This window comes from Pseudomonas putida (genome assembly GCF_030159595.1).
Taxonomy (GTDB): Bacteria; Pseudomonadota; Gammaproteobacteria; order Pseudomonadales; family Pseudomonadaceae; genus Aquipseudomonas; species Aquipseudomonas putida_AC.
The window spans coordinates 172,353-192,805 of record NZ_BSKJ01000006.1 but is presented as its reverse complement, the minus strand read 5'-3'; the positions used below and the strand labels follow the sequence as shown (position 1 = coordinate 192,805).

Genomic DNA, 20,453 nt, shown 5'->3' with positions numbered 1-20,453 from the left:
AGGCAATGCAACATCCCGAAATATCCCTTTTCGGTTGTTCCTCTCTATTAAGGCGAATATCACCCAAAGGTATCGGCCGAATTAAGGTAAAGCTTGAGCAGAGGATTAATGAGATGTCGGAATCTTCGACCATCGTTGTAGGCGCTGGCCCGGATGGCCAGCCAGTAGGGCAAGCGATGCGGCTGGCCAACCGTCACGGTCTGGTGGCGGGCGCGACGGGCACGGGCAAGACCGTCACCCTGCAGCATCTGGCAGAAGTGTTCAGCAAGGCGGGGGTGGCTGTGTTCGCGGCCGATGTCAAAGGCGACCTCTGCGGCCTGGGGGCTGCCGGCGCGCCACAGGGCAAGGTGGCCGAGCGTATTGCCGGTATGCCCTGGCTGGGGCATACGCCCCAGGCCTACCCGGTAAGCCTGTGGGATATCGCCGGGCAGTCCGGCCACCCCCTGCGCACCACCCTCAGTGAGATGGGGCCACTGCTGTTGGGCAACCTGCTGGAGCTGACCGACAGCCAGCAAGCCGCGCTGTACGCCGCCTTCAAGGTCGCAGACCGCGAGGGCCTGTTGCTGCTGGACCTGAAAGACCTCAAGGCATTGCTTGCGCACCTGAAGGACAACCCGCAACTGCTGGGCGAAGACAGCGCGCTGATGACCACTGCCTCTACCCAGGCTTTGTTGCGGCGGCTAGCGACCCTGGAGCAGCAGGGCGCCGAAGCACTTTTCGGTGAGCCGGCATTGCAGCTTGAAGACCTGCTACGGCCGGACCCGGATGGCCGTGGGCGCATTCACCTGCTCGATGCCAGTCGGTTGGTGCATGAAGCGCCCAAGGTGTACGCGACTTTCCTGCTGTGGCTATTGGCTGAGTTGTTCGAGCAGTTGCCCGAGCGAGGGGATGCCGACAAACCAGTGCTGGCCTTGTTCTTCGATGAAGCGCACTTGTTGTTCAACGGCACGCCCAAGGCGTTGCAGGATCGGCTGGAACAAGTGGTGCGGCTCATTCGATCCAAGGGTGTGGGGGTGTACTTCGTTACCCAGTCGCCCGGCGACCTGCCGGATGCGGTGTTGGCCCAGCTGGGTTTGCGCATTCAGCATGGCTTGCGGGCGTTTACCGCGAAGGAGCAAAAGTCGCTGCGAGCGGTGGCCGATGGCTTTCGCCCCAACCCGGCGTTCGACACCCTGGCGGTGTTGACCGAGCTGGGGATTGGCGAGGCGCTGGTGGGTACGCTGGAAGAGAAGGGCACCCCGGCCATGGTGCAGCGGGTGCTGGTTGCACCGCCGCAGTCACGCATCGGACCTTTGTCTGCGGCTGAACGCAGTGCGCTGATTGCCGCTTCGCCGCTGGCGGGGCGTTATGACAAGCCAGTGGACCGTGAGTCGGCTTATGAAATGCTGACCCAGCGCAAGGGCGAGGCCGTGGAGCCGGCGCCGCAGCCGGATGAGGAGAGCTTTGCCGACAAGGCTGGTGATTTCTTGCAGAGTGCGGCAGGGCAGGCGATCAAGTCGGCGGTGCGCCAGGCGGCCAATCAGCTGGGGCGGCAGCTGGTGCGGGGGTTGATGGGCTCATTGCTGGGGGGCAAGAAAAGGTAGTTGGCCTGTATCCGCGAAGAAGTTGGCAAGGGCTGGTGCCCTTTCATACTGCAAGCACCCGCCATGGCCAGCGGTCGGCATGGTCTACATCAAGTTTGGCTCGACAGGAGGCAATATGCAGGTCTTCTACATTATTCTGTGCGTTGCGGGCGCGGCTTTGCCCCTCTCGCAATTTGTTCCATGGCTTGCTGTCCACAACCTCAACATACCGCTACTGGTACAACAGGCAACTTCCGACAACATCGCGGCATTCGCTTGGGCTGATGTACTCATTTCAGGAATAGCGGTTGCTGTATTCGTGATAGTAGAAGGCCGTAGGCTTGCAATGCGCCGACTGTGGGTGCCGCTGTGTTGTCTTGCTGTTGGCCCTTCGTTGGCTTTGCCACTCTTTCTTTTCTTCCGGGAGCGTCATCTTGCGGCTGCCGGGCTTGACGCAGTTGTTCTGGATTAACCCTCCATCAACATGCACCACAGTTGCTGGAGAGTGGACGACGGAACAGGCCGTATTGTGGAATGAAAAAGGCGCCCGTGGGCGCCTTCATTCATCGCGGTGTCACTCAGCCAATGGCTTTGGATGCCAGCCAGAACAGGCCAGCCGCCAGGCCCATCGAAGCCGGCAGGGTCAGTACCCAAGCCAACAGGATGGTCTTCACAGTGCCGCCTTGCAGGCCGCTCTTGTTGGCGACCATGGTGCCGGCCACGCCAGACGACAGCACATGGGTGGTCGATACCGGCAGGGCAAACACGTTGGCCATGCCGATGGCGCAGGCCGCGGTGATCTGTGCCGACATGCCCTGTGCATAGGTCATGCCCTGCTTGCCGATCTTCTCGCCGACGGTCAGTACCACGCGCTTCCAGCCAACCATGGTGCCCAGGCCCAAGGCCAGGGCGACGGCCACGATCACCCAGAACGGGGCGTATTCGGTAGTGGCAGTGAGGTCTTTGCGCAGTTTTTCCAGGTCGGCCTTTTCACGGGCCTCCAGGCCTGGCAGCTTGCCAACCTTCTTCGCTGTGTCATCCAGGCACAGCAGGTAGCGGCGTACTTCGACGCGCTTTTCGGCATCCAGGCTGTGGTAGTCGGTTACGCCTTGCAGCGAGGCCTGCAGCGCGGCAATGGTCGGCTCGGTCTGCTGAGGGTTGCAGCTGAACTGCTCCGGCAGGTCGCTGGACTTGGCTTTGCCCAGCGCCAGGAACTCGCCCAGGGTGGCGGCGTTGCGCTGGTAGAACTGGCTCATGTGCAGGGTGGCGTCGCGGGTACGCTCGATCTGGTAGGTGGTGCTGTTCAGGTCGAGGACGAACTTGGCCGGGACGATCCCGATCAGTACCAGCATGATCAGACCGATGCCTTTCTGGCCGTCGTTCGAGCCGTGCACGAAGCTCACGCCCATGGCGGAAACTACCAGCACCAGGCGGTTCCAGAAAGGTGGGTGCTTCTTGTCGTCAAGCTTGCGGCGCTGGTCGGGCGTCTTGTGCATCTTCGACAGCGGGCGCCACCACTTCAGGCCGATCAGCACCAGGGCGGCAACGGCGAAGCCGGCCATTGGCGAGACCACCAGCGACATGGCGATGTCGATCGCTTTCTGCCAGTTGACGCCGTCACCCAGCGGGATGTCGTTGATCAGGGCGTTGGCCAGGCCGACACCGAGAATGGAGCCGATCAGCGTGTGCGAGCTGGAAGCGGGGATACCAAAGTACCAGGTGCCCAGGTTCCAGGTGATGGCCGCAGCCAGCAGCGAGAAGACCATGGCCAGGCCGTGTCCGGTGTTCACGTTGATCAGCAGCTCTACCGGCAACAGGTGCACGATGGCATAGGCCACCCCGACACCGCCGAGCAGAACGCCAAGGAAGTTGAACACGCCGGAGAAGAACACGGCGAGGTGCGGCGGCATGGCTTTGGTATAGATGACGGTAGCTACCGCGTTGGCGGTGTCATGAAAGCCATTGATGAACTCGAAGGCGAGTACGAAGGTCAAGGCGAGCAGCAGGCTCACCAACACCCAGGCATCCAGTCCGCTGAATAAATCGATCATGAAGGTTGTCTGGCGGTCATAGGGGGGCGGGATTATGCCAGAAAACCTTGGCAATCGATGCACTTGCTACAGACCGATGGCAATCTTCATGACATTGGCATGCTGTGCGTGATGGGGCATTCGGGCAGGTAAATATCTGCTAAAAAGCGCAAAATCTGGCGAAATCAGGCAGAAAAGTGAAGAAATAGCGGGTTCGCCATCATTCAAACGACCGTATGAAATTTGTGTAATTCCATTACATCGTCAGTCAGGCGGTAAAGATCGATCAAAGGTTGACCTCGCCCGGGCTGGCCGGGCGACGACGCGCTGGCGTGGCCCTGGGTCAGGGATTGTCGCTGCGCAGTTCCTTTTCCATACGCTCCAGTTCCTGGCTGAAGGACTGGTCACGCACGCTGGCACGTTTGCGCCAAGGTTTGCGTTCCGGATCCGGCTGTGCGGCGTAAGTGGTGACTTCACCACCGTAAACATCCTTGTAACGTTCAGCCTGGCGCTCGAGTTCTGCGCGCAGTTCATCTTTCGTCACATGCAGTACCTGAATGAAGTGTAATGACTGTTGTTATGCGTTGTGCAGCCTGCACATACCGTACTGGCCACAACGGCTTGATACAACGGAAGGTTGCATTGCCACGGTAACGTCGGGGCCTGCGTAATCGATTATAGCAATCGATAATTTGCCGAACATCGTTATTTACCCAACCCTGACATCACCTGACGTTAATAGAGGCGTGTGTCGGGATGCAATCTGGACCTTTCGTACAAGTTTGAAAGGCATGGCGGATAAAAGTTCGCTGCAGTGCCGGGGCGATGCCCGAATGAAAAACGGCCTCGCCAAAAGGCGAGGCCGTTGCCTGGGGACTTCTACGGTGGGTACCTGACCAGTCTCTCCAAAGAAGCCACAAGTGGCATGAGAAAGGTATAAGCAAAAGTGTCGGCGGTCAATTGCGATTATCGGCCGTTTGTTCGATAATCGCACGAACCGGCGTTTTTTTTGAGGTGTGCGATGAGTGACGAAACCCTGGGCAACGATTCCGGCAATCCGGAGGTGGCACGACCTGCCTCGGCTGCCATGGCGCCGCCGATCGTGGCTTCCCCGGCCAAGCGCATCCAGGCCTTTACCGGCGACCCGGACTTCATGACCTCCCTGGCTCGTGGCCTGGCTGTGATCCAGGCGTTCCAGGAGCGCAAGCGCCACCTGACCATCGCCCAGATCAGCCACCGCACCGAAATCCCCCGCGCAGCGGTGCGCCGTTGCCTGCATACGTTGATCAAGCTGGGATACGCCACCACGGACGGGCGTACCTATTCGCTGTTACCCAAAGTGCTGACCCTGGGGCATGCGTACCTGTCGTCGACGCCGCTGGCGATTTCTGCCCAGCCTTACCTGGACCGCATCAGCGACCAGTTGCATGAGGCGGCCAACATGGCCACTCTCGAAGGTGACGACATTCTTTATATCGCTCGCTCGGCCACGGTGGAGCGGCTGATCTCGGTGGACTTGTCGGTGGGCGGACGCCTGCCGGCCTACTGCACGTCGATGGGGCGCATTCTACTGGCGGCCCTGGACGACACCAGTCTGCGTGAATACCTGGAACGTGCCGACCTGAAGGCACGCACCAGCCGTACCCTGCATGACCCTGAATCATTGTTCGCCTGCATCCAGCAGGTGCGCGCCCAGGGTTGGTGCGTGGTGGACCAGGAGCTGGAGCAGGGGCTGCGATCGATCGCGGTGCCGATCTATGACGCATCGGGGCAAGTGTTGGCGGCGTTGAACGTGAGCACCCATGTGGGGCGAGTGACGCGCAGTGAACTGGAGCAGCGTTTCTTGCCGATACTGCTGGCCGCTAGCCGCGACCTTTGTCATCAGTTGTTTGGTTGAGATGGCTGGGGCCGCAAGACGGCTCCAAAATAGAACAGGCAAAACCGTTTCTTGTGCGATAAACGCACAGTGTCGTTCCGGGTGAATTGCTTCACCTGCGCCCGCTGATTAATGTCTCTCGCAACGGTCGGCCATGCCGACCGAACAAGAAAAACATTAGAGGCACTACCATGAATACTGTCCCCTCGCTGCCGCGGCCGCACCCGCGCGCAGTCCCGTTGTATCCAGGCTGACACAGGCCCTGTTCCCCCATCATTGTCCTCTGTGCCGGTTGCCCGCGTGCAGTGGTCTGGCTGTGCCCTTCATTCTGGATAACAACAATGAACCAAGCGCAAAACAACGTCGGCAAAAGCCTCGACGTTCAGTCGTTCATCAATCAGCAGCCGCTGTCCCGCTATCAGTGGCGGGTCGTGTTGCTGTGCTTCCTGATCGTCTTCCTCGACGGCTTGGATACCGCTGCCATGGGGTTCATCGCCCCTGCCCTGTCGCAGGAGTGGGGGATTGACCGCGCCAGCCTCGGCCCGGTCATGAGTGCTGCGTTGATCGGCATGGTGTTCGGCGCCCTGGGCTCCGGGCCGCTGGCTGACCGTTTCGGTCGAAAAGGTGTACTGGTCGGCGCGGTGCTGGTGTTTGGCGGTTTCAGTCTGGCTTCGGCTTACGCCACCAACGTCGACCAACTGCTGGTACTGCGCTTCCTCACGGGCCTGGGCCTTGGTGCGGGAATGCCCAACGCCACCACACTGCTGTCTGAATACACCCCGGAGCGCCTCAAGTCGTTGCTGGTAACCAGCATGTTCTGTGGTTTCAACCTGGGCATGGCGGGCGGTGGCTTCATTTCCGCCAAGATGATCCCGGCCTACGGCTGGCACAGCCTGCTGGTCATCGGTGGGGTGCTGCCACTGCTGTTGGCACTGGTGCTGATGGTCTGGCTGCCGGAGTCGGCGCGGTTCCTGGTGGTGCGCAACCGAGGTACCGACAAGGTGCGCAAGACCCTGTCGCCGATTGCGCCGCAGGTGGTGGCCGAGGCGGGCAGCTTCAGCGTGCCAGAACAAAAGGCCGTAGCCGCGCGCAGCGTGTTTGCGGTGATCTTCTCCGGCACCTATGGCCTGGGCACTGTGCTGCTGTGGCTGACTTACTTCATGGGCCTGGTGATCGTCTACCTGCTGACCAGCTGGCTGCCAACGCTGATGCGTGACAGCGGCGCGAGTATGGAGCAGGCCGCGTTCATCGGTGCGCTGTTCCAGTTCGGCGGCGTGCTGAGTGCCGTGGGTGTGGGCTGGGCCATGGACCGCTACAACCCGCACAAGGTGATCGGCATTTTCTACCTGCTGGCCGGAGTGTTCGCCTACGCAGTGGGGCAGAGCCTGGGCAGCATCACCGTACTGGCCACCCTGGTGCTGATTGCGGGTATGTGTGTGAACGGTGCGCAGTCGGCGATGCCGTCGCTGGCGGCGCGCTTCTACCCGACTCAGGGCCGTGCCACGGGTGTATCGTGGATGCTGGGTATTGGCCGCTTTGGCGCGATTCTCGGGGCCTGGAGCGGCGCGACGCTGCTGGGCCTGGGCTGGAACTTCGAGCAGGTGCTGACGGCATTGCTGGTGCCGGCGGCGCTGGCGACCGTGGGGGTGATCGTGAAAGGGCTGGTCAGCCACGCGGACGCGACTTGAGGGGCAGGGGCCGCATGGCGGCCCATTTGCAGCGCGGTGTTGTAGGGTTGGCAAAGCAACAAGTTGTTCGCTAATCGCACAAATAGTCGATTATCGGATTGTAAGCCCCCTGCCACTCTCCTTAATCTGAGCGCATCGAAGCACCCTGACCAGTAGCCTCCAAACGTACCGCCGCGGCCCATGGCCAGTGGCAGGAGAAGCCTAATGCGCGACGTATTTATCTGTGACGCCATCCGCACCCCGATCGGCCGCTTTGGCGGCGCCCTGGCTGGCGTGCGTGCCGACGACCTGGCTGCCGTGCCGCTGAAAGCGCTGATCGAGCGCAACCCGAGCGTGCAGTGGGATCAAGTCGACGAAGTGTTCTTCGGCTGCGCTAACCAGGCCGGTGAAGACAACCGCAACGTGGCGCGCATGGCGCTGCTGCTGGCCGGCCTGCCGGACAGCATCCCGGGCGTCACCCTGAACCGCCTGTGCGCGTCGGGCATGGATGCCATCGGCACCGCCTTCCGTGCCATCGCCAGCGGCGAAATGGAGCTGGCGATTGCCGGCGGCGTCGAGTCGATGTCGCGTGCGCCATTCGTCATGGGCAAGGCCGAAAGCGGCTATTCGCGCAACATGAAGCTGGAAGACACCACCATCGGCTGGCGTTTCATCAACCCGCTGATGAAGAGCCAGTACGGGGTGGATTCCATGCCGGAAACCGCCGACAACGTGGCTGACGACTACCAGGTTTCGCGTGCTGATCAGGACGCTTTCGCCCTGCGCAGCCAGCAGAAAGCTGCAGCCGCACAGGCCGCTGGCTTCTTCGCCGAAGAGATCGTGCCGGTGCGCATTGCGCACAAGAAGGGCGAAACCATCGTCGAGCGTGACGAGCACCTGCGCCCGGAAACCACGCTGGAAGCCCTGACCAAGCTCAAGCCGGTCAATGGCCCGGCCAAGACGGTCACCGCTGGCAACGCTTCGGGCGTGAATGACGGTGCCGCGGCGCTGATCCTGGCGTCAGCTGAAGCGGTGAAGAAACACGGCCTGACCCCGCGTGCCCGGGTACTGGGCATGGCCAGCGGCGGTGTCGCACCACGGGTGATGGGCATTGGCCCGGTGCCTGCGGTGCGCAAGTTGACCGAGCGCCTGGGTGTGGCGGTCAGTGATTTTGATGTGATCGAGCTGAACGAAGCCTTTGCCAGCCAAGGCCTGGCGGTGCTGCGTGAGCTGGGTGTGGCCGATGATGCGCCGCAGGTGAACCCTAATGGCGGCGCGATCGCCTTGGGCCACCCGCTGGGCATGAGTGGCGCGCGCCTGGTGCTGACGGCGCTGCACCAGCTGGAGAAAAGTGGTGGGCGTAAGGGCCTGGCGACCATGTGTGTAGGGGTTGGCCAAGGTCTGGCTTTGGCCATCGAGCGGGTTTGACCTGTACCGGCCTCTTCGCGGGCAAGCCCGCTCCTACAGGGGGAACCACGCCTCCCCCTGTAGGAGCGGGCTTGCCCGCGAAGAGGCCGGCCTTGTTAGACACAAGGCCAATTGCCAGCCAGATAGCGGAACGAGTGTGTTACCAGGTATGTCTAGACTTACCTAGGACCCTCCAGGAGTAAACCGTCATGACCTCAACCTATTACACCGGCGAAGAACGCAGCAAGCGCATCTTCGCAATCGTGGGCGCCTCTTCAGGCAACCTGGTGGAATGGTTCGACTTCTATGTCTACGCCTTCTGCGCGATCTACTTCGCCCCGGCGTTCTTTCCCTCCGACGACCCCACGGTGCAATTGCTGAACACCGCGGGGGTGTTCGCCGCAGGCTTTTTGATGCGCCCCATCGGTGGCTGGATCTTCGGCCGCCTCGCTGACCGCCATGGTCGCAAGAATTCCCTGATGATCTCGGTGCTGATGATGTGCTTCGGCTCTCTGATGATCGCCTGTCTGCCCACCTATGCAAGCATCGGCACCTGGGCCCCGGCACTGCTATTGCTGGCCCGCCTGATCCAGGGCCTGTCGGTGGGTGGCGAGTACGGCACCACCGCCACCTACATGAGTGAAGTGGCCCTGCGCGGCCAGCGCGGTTTCTTTGCTTCGTTCCAGTACGTCACCCTGATTGGCGGCCAGTTGCTGGCGGTGCTGGTAGTGGTGATCCTTCAACAGTTGCTGACAGAAGATGAATTGCGGGCCTGGGGCTGGCGCATTCCGTTTGTCGTGGGTGCCATCGCCGCGCTGATCTCGCTGATGCTGCGCCGCTCGCTGCACGAGACCAGCAGCGCCGAAACCCGCAATGACAAGGATGCAGGTTCGGTCAGTGGCCTGTTCCGCAACCATGCAGCGGCGTTCATCACCGTATTGGGCTATACCGCTGGTGGTTCGCTGATCTTCTACACCTTCACCACCTACATGCAGAAGTACCTGGTCAACACCGCTGGCATGACGGCGAAAAACGCCAGCTATGTGATGACCGGCGCACTGTTCCTGTTCATGGTGCTGCAGCCGTTCTTCGGCATGCTGTCCGACCGTATCGGCCGGCGTAATTCGATGCTGCTGTTTGGCGCGCTCGGTACCCTGTGCACCGTGCCGCTGCTGATGGCGCTGAAAACCGTGACCAGCCCGTTCATGGCCTTCGTGCTGATCAGCCTGGCGTTGTGTATTGTCAGTTTCTACACCTCGATCAGCGGCCTGGTGAAGGCCGAAATGTTCCCGCCACAGGTGCGTGCGCTGGGTGTGGGCCTGGCCTATGCGGTGGCCAACGCGGCGTTCGGCGGCTCTGCCGAGTATGTGGCCCTGGGCCTGAAGACCCTGGACATGGAAAACACTTTCTACTGGTATGTGACGGCCATGATGGCGATTGCCTTCCTGTTCAGCCTGCGCCTGCCGAAGCAGGCCGCGTACCTGCACCACGATGACTAAGGACGTGGCATGACCAACCAACTGTTCGACGCCTACTTCACCGCGCCGGCCATGCGCGAGATTTTCTCCGACCGTGGCCGCTTGCAGGGCATGCTCGATTTCGAAGCTGCGCTGGCCCGTGCCGAAGCCGCTGCGGGGCTGGTCCCGCACAGCGCCGTGGCCGCCATCGAGGCGGCATGCCAGGCCGAGCGTTATGACGTGGGTGCGCTGGCCAATGCCATCGCCACCGCAGGCAATTCGGCAATCCCGCTGGTGAAGGCGTTGGGCAAGGTGATTGCCAGTGGCGTGCCCGAGGCTGAGCGCTATGTGCACCTGGGCGCCACCAGCCAGGACGCGATGGACACCGGGCTGGTGCTGCAGCTGCGCGAGGCCCTCGACCTGATCGAAGCCGACCTGGGCAAACTGGCCAATACCCTGTCGCAGCAGGCCTTGAAGCATGCCGATACGCCATTGGTGGGCCGCACCTGGCTGCAACATGCTACCCCGGTGACCCTGGGCATGAAACTGGCCGGCGTGCTGGGGGCATTGACCCGCCACCGCCAGCGCTTGCAGGAACTGCGCCCGCGCCTGTTGGTACTGCAGTTCGGCGGCGCCTCGGGCAGCCTGGCCGCTCTGGGCAGCAAAGCGATGCCGGTGGCCGAGGCCCTGGCCGAGCAACTGAAACTGGCCCTGCCTGAGCAACCCTGGCATACCCAGCGCGACCGCCTGGTGGAGTTTGCCTCGGTGCTGGGCCTGGTGGCCGGCAGCCTGGGCAAGTTTGGCCGTGATGTCAGCTTGCTGATGCAGACCGAGGCGGGGGAGGTGTTCGAGCCTTCCGCGCCAGGCAAGGGTGGCTCATCCACCATGCCGCACAAGCGCAACCCGGTGGGCGCTGCGGTGCTGATCGGCGCTGCCACCCGTGTACCGGGCCTGGTGTCGACGCTGTTCGCCGCCATGCCTCAGGAGCACGAGCGCAGCCTCGGCTTGTGGCACGCCGAATGGGAAACCCTGCCGGATATCTGCTGCCTGGTCTCCGGGGCGCTGCGCCAGGCCCAGGTAATTGCCGAGGGCATGGAAGTGGATGCGGCGCGCATGCGCCGTAACCTCGACCTGACCCAGGGCCTGGTGCTGGCCGAAGCGGTAAGCATCGTCCTCGCCCAGCGTCTGGGCCGCGACCGCGCCCACCACCTGCTGGAGCAATGCTGCCAGCGCGCCGTGGCCGAACAGCGCCACCTGCGTGCGGTGCTGGGTGATGAACCGCACGTCAGTGCCGAGCTGTCTGCCGAAGAACTCGATCGCCTGCTCGACCCTGCCCATTACCTGGGGCAGGCCCGCGTTTGGGTGGCGCGCGCCGTATCCGAACATCAACATTTCACTGCCTGAAGGAGACTGCTGTGGCGCATTTGCAACTGGCCGATGGCGTTTTGAACTACCAGATCGATGGCCCGGAGAACGCCCCGGTGCTGGTCCTGTCCAACTCGCTGGGCACTGACCTGGGTATGTGGGACACCCAGATTCCGTTGTGGAGCCAGCATTTCCGTGTGCTGCGCTACGACACGCGTGGCCACGGTGCCTCGCTGGTCACCGAAGGCCCCTACAGCATCGAGCAACTGGGACGAGACGTGCTGGCCCTGCTCGATGGCCTGGACATCCAGAAAGCGCACTTCGTAGGCTTGTCCATGGGCGGCCTGATCGGCCAGTGGCTGGGCATCAACGCCGGCGAGCGCCTGCACAGCCTGACCCTGTGCAACACCGCCGCCAAGATCGCCAACGACGAGGTGTGGAACACCCGTATCGACACCGTGCTCAAGGGCGGCCAGCAAGCCATGGTCGACCTGCGTGATGGCTCCATCGCCCGCTGGTTCACCCCGGCCTTTGCCCAGGCTCAGTCAGAACAGGCTCAGCGCATCTGCCAGATGCTGGCGCAAACCAGCCCACAAGGTTATGCCGGCAACTGTGCAGCGGTGCGTGACGCCGATTACCGCGAGCAACTGGGCCGCATCCAGGTGCCGGCGCTGATCGTTGCCGGTACTGAAGACGTGGTGACTACCCCCGAGCATGGCCGCTTCATGCAGGCCGGTATCCAAGGTGCCGCGTACGTCGACTTCCCGGCGGCGCACCTGTCCAACGTCGAGATTGGCGAGGCCTTCAGCCGCCGCGTGCTTGACTTCCTGCTGGCTCACTGAGGACAACGCCATGGACGAGAAACAACGTTACGACGCCGGCATGCAAGTGCGCCGTGCAGTGCTTGGCGATGCCCATGTGGACCGCAGCCTGGAAAAACTCAACGATTTCAACGGCGAGTTCCAGGAGATGATCACCCGTCACGCCTGGGGTGACATCTGGACCCGCCCAGGCCTGCCGCGCCATACCCGCAGCCTGATCACCATCGCCATGCTGATTGGCATGAACCGCAACGATGAGCTGAAACTGCACCTGCGTGCGGCGGCCAACAACGGCGTGACCCGCGACGAGATCAAAGAGGTGCTCATGCAGAGCGCGATCTACTGCGGCATTCCAGCGGCCAACGCCACCTTCCACATGGCCGAGTCGGTGTGGGATGAGTTGGGCGTAGAGTCGCGCCAGCAGTAAAGCCTGTACCGGCGATAGGGCCGTGGCATGTTCACATGGCAGCATTCTTCTGCCGCAAGGCCACAGGGCCGGCGTTGTGTTCTACTGCGCTTTTGAGGGCCGGGCACAGGCCCAGCATGAACGCAGCTTCTGCCACCACGAACAGCGGCCCGATGATCAGGCCGCTGACATCGTCGACAAAAGCCGGTTTGCGGCCTTCGTAGTGATGGCCGACGAACTGGATGATCCAGCCCAGCACGAATGCCCCCAGCCCGGCGCTGAGCCACAGCACTGTGGTCTGCATTGCCAGCACCTGGCCTACCCACAGGCACAGACCCAGCAACAAGCCCATCACCAGCCCGAAGCGCAGGTCCAGACGCAGGTAGAACCAGACTGAGGCCGCCGCTGCCAGCAGGGCAGGGGATAGCCACATGCCGGCCACCTCCCAGCCTGGGCGCGACAGCAGGATGGTGACGGCAAGCACGATCATCGGGATGCCGACGAAGTGGGTGGCGATGTTGCGTGGGTCGCGGTGGTAGCTGGCGTATTGGCTCAGGTGGTCGACGAGGTTTTTCATTGTTGTGCCTCCCTGTTCAGCTTTGTGTTGCCTGATAGTGAACAGGATAGCCCGCAGCCAACACCATCATCAGCTCAGCGAATGGCGGCAGCCCGCACTGGCATATCCAGCCCCACCAGTGTCTCGATCATCGCCCGCGCCGCTGGCGACAGCCGATAGCCACTGCGACTGACCACTCCACAGCGCACGCTCAGCACCTCCAGCGCAGGTGGCAGGTTGCGCCAGTGCAGGCGCACCAACGTGCCGGCGGCGAGGTCTTCGGCCACGGCCTCTTCGCTGGCGGTGCCAATGGCATCGCTGGCCTGCACGACGCTGCGCAGCACCGCCAGGTGCTCGGTTTGCAAGTGCGGGGTGAAGTCGCTGCGCCCGCTGAGGTTGGCCAAGCGCTTGCGTACGCCGGGGGCGAGCAGGGCGCTGGCCAGTGGGTAGCAGAACAGGTCGTTGGTCGACAAGCTGTCCTTGGCGAGTAATGGATGGCCCGGGCGGCAGAAGAACAGCCCTGGGCGTGGCGACAGGGGCTCGGTGTGGAAGTTGGGGTCGGTTTCGAACGGGCGGATATCGTCGACGAAAAACTCGATCTGTTCGCGGCGCAGGGCCTGACCCAGGCGTTCGGCATTGTCCACCAGCAGCGAGGTGCGGATGCCCGGGTGGCGTTCGATGAAGTGGCGCAGGGCATCGGGGACCAAGCGCACGGCCAGCGCCGGGCCGCTGCCGAAATGCAGCTCGCCAGCGTCAAGCTTGGTCATTTGCAGTACTTCGTTGCTCAGTTGCGCGGCGCCTTGCACCAAGCGACGAGCATGTTGCAGCACCACCAGCCCCTCGGGGGTAGGCGGCAGGGCTTTGCTTGCGCGGTCTACCAAGGGGCAGCCGAAGGTGTGTTCCAGGCTCTGGATGGCGCGGCTGAAAGCGGGTTGGGTGATGCCCATGGCCTCGGCGGCACGGACGAAGCTGCGGTATTCGGTGAGGGCGATGAAGTAGCGCAGCTGGCGGAGGTCCATGTCACGGCTCTGGGGCGGGGAACAGGGGCCTATTCAAGCTGTTACAGCTTATATCGTCAAAGAAGGTTTATTGATTTGTTTATAGCTATAGGTTATTTGATGGTTCTTGGGCCCTTTCGCGGCGGTTCGACGCCGCGAAGAGGCCGGGAAAATCAGAGGAGATTCAGCGGGTAACTCACAATCAACCGGTTCTCATCGAACGCATTGGTGCTGAAGTCCCGGCGCATGGTGGAGTTGCGCCATTTCACCGACAGGTCCTTGAAACTACCCGACTGCACCACATAAGCCAGCTCGGTCTCCCGGGCCCACTCCTTGCCATCGTCCACGCTGCCCACGGTGACGTTGTCACCCTTGATGTAGCGGTTCATCAAGGTCAGCCCAGGCACGCCAACGGTGGCGAAGTTGAAGTCATGGCGCACCTGCCAGGAGCGTTCCTTGGCATTGTCGAAGCTGGAGTTGTAGCTGTCGTTGGCCAGGGTGCCGCCACTGGTGCCGTTGACCCGCATCCAGGCATCGTCGCCGCTGACCTTCTGCAGGCCGACGTAGAACGTGTGGCCTTGGTAGCGTGCCGAGAGCAAGGCGGAGGCGGTGCGGTTGTCCAGCTTGCCGGCGCGTTCGGCGCCGTCTTCCTTGCCGATGAAGTAGCCAAGGTTGGCGCCCAGGGTCCAGTCGCCCAGCGGCTGGCTGTGCGTCAGGTTGAGGTATTGCTGGCGGTAGATGTCCTTGAGCTGGGCATCCCACAGGCCAATCATGGTGCGTTTGTCGTTGAAGGTGTATTCACCGCCGCCGAAGTTGAAACGATCGGAGGTGAACGCGCCTTTGCCGTTCATCGACATGTCTTCCATGCTGGCGTCGTTGCGCGGGCTGTTGCCGCGGAACTGGCCGGCATACAGGGTCAGGCCGGCGATTTCCTTCGAGGTCAGCTGGCCGCCGCGAAAGGTCTGCGGCAGTGAGCGCCCATCGTCCGAGCGCAGAATGGGCAGTACTGGCATCCATTCACCGACTTTCAGCTCGGTCTCGGACAGCTTGGCTTTCAGCGCCACACCCAGGCGGCCGAAGTCATCGGCCGGGCGGCCGTCGTCATGCACGGGCAGCAGGTGCGTATTGGTGGTGCCTTTGCCGCCGTCGAGCTTGACCGAGTACATGCCCAGTACATCCACACCGAAACCGACGGTGCCTTGGGTGAAGCCGGAGCGGGCGTCGAGAATGAAGCTCTGTGTCCATTCTTCGGCCTTGCCCTGCGGGTGGGCCGGGTCGACGAAGTTGCGGTTGATGTAGAAGTTGCGCAGGTTGAGGGTGGCCTTGGCGTCCTCCATGAAACCGCCTTCGGCGGCGAACAGCGGGAAGGTGCAGGACATGGCCAACAGGCCGGGCAGCAGCTGGCGTGCGGGTTGAAAAGTGCTCATCTGTCGTGGATCTCTTGTTTTTATGGGGCGAGCCGGTGCACTGCTGGATCGAGCCTGCAGGTGCGGGTCTTTTTGATGAACTTGGGCAACGTTGCGTAAGGGGATGTTGCGGGGTAGCGCGGGGGTGAGGCAATTCGCCGCAAACGGAACGGGGCGATTATCGAACGGAATGTTCCAGTTAGTTAATTGTTTTCCCGTGCCGGCCACTTCGCGGGTACAGGCAGCAGATAACAAAAAGCCCACCGCGAAGGTGGGCTTGATGCTGCTACAGACTCAATCAGCCTTTCGGTGTTTCCACCGAGGCCTGCTGGTTGGCCTGCCCGGTCTGCTCGTACCAGCCACCGCCGAGCGCCTTGTACAGGTTGACCTCGCTGGTCAGCTGCGACAGGCGGTCGGTAATCAGCGACTGCTGGGCGCTGAACAGGTTGCGCTGGGCGTCGAGGAAGGTCAGGTTGCTGTCGATACCGATGCGGTAGCGGCGTTCGGCCAGGCGGTAGTAGTCCTGGTTCGCCTGCACCAGGTCGCGTTGTGCCTGCAACTGCTCCTCGAAGGTCTTGCGCGCCGCGAGGCCATCGGAGACTTCCTGGAAGGCGGTCTGGATGGTTTTCTCGTACTTGGCGACGTTGATGTCCTTCTGGATCTTCGAGTAGTCCAGGCTGGCCTTCAGGCTGCCGGCGTTGAAGATCGGCAGGTTGATCTGCGGCTGGAACAGCCAGGTGCCTTGGCCGCCTGCGAACAGGTGACCCATGTCGGGGCTGATGCTCCCGGCGTTGGCTGTCAGGCTGATGCTCGGGAAGAACGCTGCACGGGCGGCGCCGATATTGGCGTTGGCGGCCTTGAGCAGGTGTTCGGCTTCCTGGATGTCCGGGCGACGCTGGAGGATGTCCGACGGCAGGCCGGCCGGTACTTCGGCCAGCTGGTCGGCATTGAGCTCCAGTGGCTTGGCCAGGTCTGTCGGAATGCCGGTGCCCAGCAGCACGGTCAGGCTGTTGACGTCCTGGGCGACCAGGCGCTGGTACTGCGAGTACTTGACCCGGGCACCTTCCACAGCGGTGCGCGCCTGGCTGACGTCCAGTGCCGAAGCCACGCCGACTTCATTGCTGCGACGGGTGAGGTTGTAGCTTTCCTCGTAGGTCTTCAGCGTTTCTTCGGTCAACTTGAACAGCGCCTGGTCGGCTTGCCAGGTGTAGTAGGCGTTGGCCACGCTGGCCACCAGGGCGATTTGCGTGGAGCGACGTGCCTGCTCGCTGGACAGGTAGGTTTCCAGAGCCTGCTCGGTCAGGCTGCGCACACGGCCGAACAGGTCCAGCTCATAGGCACTGACGCCCAAAGTGGCCGAATATTGGCTGCTGATGCTGGACTCACCGGAGGTCGACATGTTCGCCGGCAACCGCTGGCGGCTGCCGCTGCCGGTAGCCGAAACCGCCGGGAACAGGTCCGCGCGCTGGATGCGGTATTGCGCGCGGTAAGCGTCGATGTTCAACGCGGCAACACGCAGGTCGCGGTTGTTGACCAGCGAGGTCTGGATCAGTTGCTGCAGCGCCGGGTCGTGGAAGAACTGGCGCCAGCCCTGTTCGGCGGCGGCAACGTCCGCCGACTGTGTCGGCGAGTACGCAGGGCCTTGCGGCCACTGCGCTGCCACCGGCGCGTCCGGGGTCTGGTAGTCGGGGATCAGCGAGCAGCCGCCAAGAATGAAAGCGGTTACCGCCAGGGACAACAAAGACTTGGTCATTGCCCAGCCTCATAACGTGGAGTTTCAGGGGTGGCGTCTTTTTCCGGCTCTTTGCTGCCGAACAGCGACGACACTGCGACGAAGAACAGGGGGACCCAGAAGATAGCCAGCACGGTCGCACTGATCATGCCGCCGATCACACCAGTACCGATGGCGTGCTGGCTGCCGGCGCCGGCGCCGCTGGCGATAGTCAACGGTACCACGCCGAGGATGAACGCCAGCGAGGTCATGATGATCGGGCGCAGACGCATGCGGCACGCCTCGATCGCCGCGTCATACAGGCTGCGGCCTTGTTCGTGCAGCTCCTTGGCGAACTCGACGATCAGAATGGCGTTCTTTGCCGCCAGGCCGATGGTGGTCAACAGGCCGACCAGGAAGTACACGTCGTTGGACAAACCGCGCAGGCTGGTGGCGATCAGGGCACCGATGATACCCAGCGGTACTACCAGGACCACGGCGATCGGGATCGACCAGCTTTCGTACAGGGCTGCCAGGCACAGGAACACGAACAGTACCGAGAGGGCGAACAGCGCCGGCATTTGCGAACCGGAGAGTTTTTCCTCGTAGGACATGCCGGTCCAGGAGAAGCCGACGCCGCTTGGCAGTTCGCCAGCAATGCGCTCGACCTCGGCCATGGCTTCACCAGTACTGTAGCCTGGCGCTGGTGCACCCAGGATTTCCATCGCCTCGACACCGTTGTAACGCGACAGCTTCGGCGAACCGTAGGTCCATTCGCCCTTGGCGAAGGAGGAGAACGGCACCATCTCGCCAGCGCCATTGCGCACATACCATTTCTGCAGGTCTTCCGGGCTCATCCGTGCGTTGGGTTCGCCCTGGATGTACACCTTCTTGACCCGGCCGCGGTCGATGAAGTCGTTGACGTAGCTGGCACCCAAGGCAATCGAGAGGGTGTTGTTGATGTCGGCGATGGTCACGCCCAGGGCGCTGGCACGTTCGTCATCAATGGTCAGCTGGTACTGCGGCTCGTCGTTCAGGCCGTTAGGGCGCACTGCCATCAGGATTTTGCTTTGCGCCGCCTTGGCCAGGAACTGGTTGCGCGCTTCCATCAACTTCGCGTGGCCGATACCGCCGCGGTCCTGCAGGAACACGTCGAAGCCGGTTGCGTTGCCCAGTTCGAGCACCGCTGGCGGGGCGAAGGCGAACACCATTGCATCGCGGAAGGTGAAGAAGTGCTGCTGGGCGCGTTGAGCCAGGTTGAACACACTGTTCTCGGCAGAACGCTCGCCCCATGGTTTGAGCATGATGAACGCCATACCCGAACTCTGGCCACGGCCGGCGAAGTTGAAGCCGTTGACGGTGAACACCGAAGCCACCGTGTCGGCTTCTTCTTTCAGCAGATACTCACGCATCTGGTCGACCACCACCTGGGTGCGCTCGGCACTCGAACCGGCCGGTGTCTGCACCTGGGCGAACAGTACGCCTTGGTCTTCTTCTGGCAGGAACGCGGTGGGGATGCGGGCGAACAGCCAGATCATGCCGACCACGATCAGAGCATAGGCCAGCAGGAACGGCACCTTGTTGCGCAGGATGGTGCCGACGCTGCGTTCGTAGCCGTTTACGCTGCGGTCGAAGTTGCGGTTGAACCAGCCGAAGAAACCACGCTTGGCCACATGGTGTTCGCCCTTCTTCAGCGGCTTGAGCATGGTGGCGCACAGGGCCGGGGTGAAGATAAGCGCTACCAGCACCGACAGGCCCATGGCCGAGACGATGGTGATGGAGAACTGTCGGTAGATCACACCCGTGGAGCCGCCGAAGAAGGCCATGGGCAGCAGTACCGCCGACAGCACCAGGGCGATACCCACCAGGGCCCCCTGGATCTGCTCCATCGAGCGCTTGGTCGCCTCTTTGGGCGGCAAGCCTTCTTCAGACATGACCCGTTCGACGTTCTCCACCACGACGATGGCGTCGTCCACCAGCAAGCCGATGGCCAGCACCATGGCGAACATGGTCAGGGTGTTGATGCTGAAGCCTGCGGCGGCAAGGATGCCGAACGTACCCAGCAATACCACCGGTACGGTCATGGTGGTGATGATGGTGGCGCGGAAGTTCTGCAGGAACAGGTACATCACCAGGAACACCAGGACCACAGCTTCGATCAGGGTGTGGATTACCCCGCTGATCGACTCAGTGACCACCGGGGTGGTGTCGTAAGGGAATACCGCTTTCACCCCAGGTGGGAAGAAGGGTTCCAGGTCGCTGATGGTCTGGCGCAGTGCCTTGGCGGTGTCCAGAGCGTTAGCGCCAGTGGCCAGTTTGACCGCCAGGCCAGAGGCCGGCTTGCCGTTGAACTGGGCGCTGACCGCGTAGTTTTCACCGCCCAGGCCGACCTGGGCAACGTCACCAAGACGTACTTGCGAACCGTCGGTGTTGACCTTGAGCAGGATCTTTTCGAACTGCTCGGCAGTCTGCAGACGGGTCTTGCCGATGATGGTGGCGTTCAGCTGGGTGCCCGGCAAGGCTGGCAGGCCGCCGAGTTGGCCGGAGGACACCTGCACGTTCTGCGCGGCCACGGCGGTCTTGACGTCGACCGGGGTCAGCTGGAACTTGTTCAGTTTGGCCGGATCGAGCCAGATACGCATGGCGTACTGCGCACCGAACACCTGGAAGTCACCTACACCGGCCGTACGCGAGATCGGGTCCTGCATGTTGGAGACGATGTAGTTGGCCAGGTCGTCCTTGGTCATGCTGCCGTCTTCGGACACCAGGCCGATCACCAGCAGGAAGTTTTTAACGGCCTTGGTGACACGGATACCCTGCTGCTGCACTTCTTGCGGCAGCAGCGGGGTGGCCAGGTTCAGCTTGTTCTGTACCTGAACCTGCGCGGTGTCGGCGTTGGTGCCCTGCTCGAAGGTGGCGGTAATGGTCATGCTGCCGTCGGAGTTACTTTCCGACGACACATAGCGCAGGTTGTCGATACCGTTGAGCTGCTGCTCGATCACCTGTACCACGGTGTCCTGCACGGTTTGCGCCGAGGCGCCCGGGTAGGTCACGGCAATGGCGATGGCCGGCGGCGCGATGCTGGGGTACTGGTTGATCGGCAGCTTCAGGATCGACAAGGCGCCGACCAGCATGATCACCAAGGCGATCACCCAGGCGAAGATCGGGCGATCGATAAAGAACTTCGACAT

16 protein-coding genes are annotated in these 20,453 nt (G+C 62.3%); 9 read left to right on the top strand and 7 right to left on the bottom strand.

The features are described from left to right. Nucleotides 1-113 precede the first annotated feature (113 nt). Both QQL85_RS15490 and QQL85_RS15485 read left to right on the top strand, forming a co-directional pair. On the top strand, nt 114-1,583 hold the full coding sequence (locus tag QQL85_RS15490) for a helicase HerA-like domain-containing protein (RefSeq protein ID WP_284354386.1): 1,470 nt from the start codon (nt 114-116) through the stop codon (nt 1,581-1,583). A 79-nt stretch (nt 1,584-1,662) separates the two neighbouring features. Then, the gene (locus tag QQL85_RS15485; RefSeq protein WP_284354385.1) at nt 1,663-2,034 is read left to right on the top strand and encodes a DUF2834 domain-containing protein; all 372 of its coding nucleotides are present in this window, start codon (nt 1,663-1,665) and stop codon (nt 2,032-2,034) included. A 106-nt stretch (nt 2,035-2,140) separates the two neighbouring features. On the opposite strand, the gene QQL85_RS15480 is transcribed toward QQL85_RS15485, so the two are convergent. Next, nucleotides 2,141-3,613: an inorganic phosphate transporter gene (locus tag QQL85_RS15480; protein ID WP_284354384.1), complete on the bottom strand. Its 1,473-nt coding sequence runs from the start codon at nt 3,611-3,613 to the stop codon at nt 2,141-2,143. A gap of 322 nt (nt 3,614-3,935) precedes the next feature. Next, nucleotides 3,936-4,136, bottom strand: a complete 201-nt coding sequence (locus tag QQL85_RS15475) for a hypothetical protein (RefSeq protein ID WP_012273990.1) — start codon at nt 4,134-4,136, stop codon at nt 3,936-3,938. A gap of 477 nt (nt 4,137-4,613) precedes the next feature. Here QQL85_RS15475 and pcaR point away from each other — a divergent pair, with 477 nt between their 5' ends. From pcaR to pcaC, 7 genes are all read left to right on the top strand, one after another. Further along, entirely contained in the window at nt 4,614-5,489 is an 876-nt protein-coding gene (gene pcaR / locus QQL85_RS15470) for a pca regulon transcriptional regulator PcaR (protein ID WP_284354383.1), read from the top strand. Nucleotides 5,490-5,809: 320 nt separating this feature from the next. After that, nucleotides 5,810-7,156, top strand: coding sequence for an MFS transporter (locus QQL85_RS15465; RefSeq protein WP_284354382.1), 1,347 nt, complete (start codon nt 5,810-5,812; stop codon nt 7,154-7,156). 204 nt (nt 7,157-7,360) lie between these two features. Next, on the top strand, nt 7,361-8,563 hold the full coding sequence (pcaF, locus tag QQL85_RS15460) for a 3-oxoadipyl-CoA thiolase (RefSeq protein ID WP_284354381.1): 1,203 nt from the start codon (nt 7,361-7,363) through the stop codon (nt 8,561-8,563). Nucleotides 8,564-8,751: 188 nt separating this feature from the next. Further along, nucleotides 8,752-10,041, top strand: coding sequence for an MFS family transporter (locus tag QQL85_RS15455; protein WP_284354380.1), 1,290 nt, complete (start codon nt 8,752-8,754; stop codon nt 10,039-10,041). Nucleotides 10,042-10,050: 9 nt separating this feature from the next. Then, nucleotides 10,051-11,403 carry a 3-carboxy-cis,cis-muconate cycloisomerase gene (locus QQL85_RS15450; RefSeq protein WP_284354379.1) on the top strand — a complete coding sequence of 451 codons (1,353 nt, stop codon included), beginning with the start codon at nt 10,051-10,053 and terminating at the stop codon, nt 11,401-11,403. Nucleotides 11,404-11,414: 11 nt separating this feature from the next. Further along, complete coding sequence (pcaD, locus tag QQL85_RS15445) at nt 11,415-12,206, top strand: 3-oxoadipate enol-lactonase (RefSeq protein ID WP_284354378.1); 792 nt, start codon at nt 11,415-11,417, stop codon at nt 12,204-12,206. Between the two features lie 10 nt (nt 12,207-12,216). Next, the gene (pcaC, locus tag QQL85_RS15440; protein ID WP_003259581.1) at nt 12,217-12,612 is read left to right on the top strand and encodes a 4-carboxymuconolactone decarboxylase; all 396 of its coding nucleotides are present in this window, start codon (nt 12,217-12,219) and stop codon (nt 12,610-12,612) included. 31 nt (nt 12,613-12,643) lie between these two features. Here the strand turns inward: pcaC and QQL85_RS15435 are convergent, their stop codons facing one another. The 5 genes from QQL85_RS15435 to ttgB all read right to left on the bottom strand — a co-directional run bounded on the left by QQL85_RS15435 (nt 12,644) and on the right by ttgB (nt 20,453). Next, the gene (locus QQL85_RS15435; RefSeq protein ID WP_284354377.1) at nt 12,644-13,168 is read right to left on the bottom strand and encodes a DUF962 domain-containing protein; all 525 of its coding nucleotides are present in this window, start codon (nt 13,166-13,168) and stop codon (nt 12,644-12,646) included. A gap of 74 nt (nt 13,169-13,242) precedes the next feature. Further along, the gene (locus tag QQL85_RS15430) at nt 13,243-14,166 is read right to left on the bottom strand and encodes a LysR family transcriptional regulator (RefSeq protein WP_284354376.1); all 924 of its coding nucleotides are present in this window, start codon (nt 14,164-14,166) and stop codon (nt 13,243-13,245) included. Between the two features lie 152 nt (nt 14,167-14,318). Then, entirely contained in the window at nt 14,319-15,572 is a 1,254-nt protein-coding gene (locus QQL85_RS15425; RefSeq protein ID WP_284354375.1) for an OprD family porin, read from the bottom strand. Between the two features lie 277 nt (nt 15,573-15,849). Continuing rightward, on the bottom strand, nt 15,850-17,304 hold the full coding sequence (locus QQL85_RS15420) for an AdeC/AdeK/OprM family multidrug efflux complex outer membrane factor (protein ID WP_284354374.1): 1,455 nt from the start codon (nt 17,302-17,304) through the stop codon (nt 15,850-15,852). After that, entirely contained in the window at nt 17,301-20,453 is a 3,153-nt protein-coding gene (gene ttgB, locus QQL85_RS15415; RefSeq protein ID WP_284354373.1) for a multidrug efflux RND transporter permease subunit TtgB, read from the bottom strand. Before ttgB ends, QQL85_RS15420 begins: the two co-directional genes overlap by 4 nt.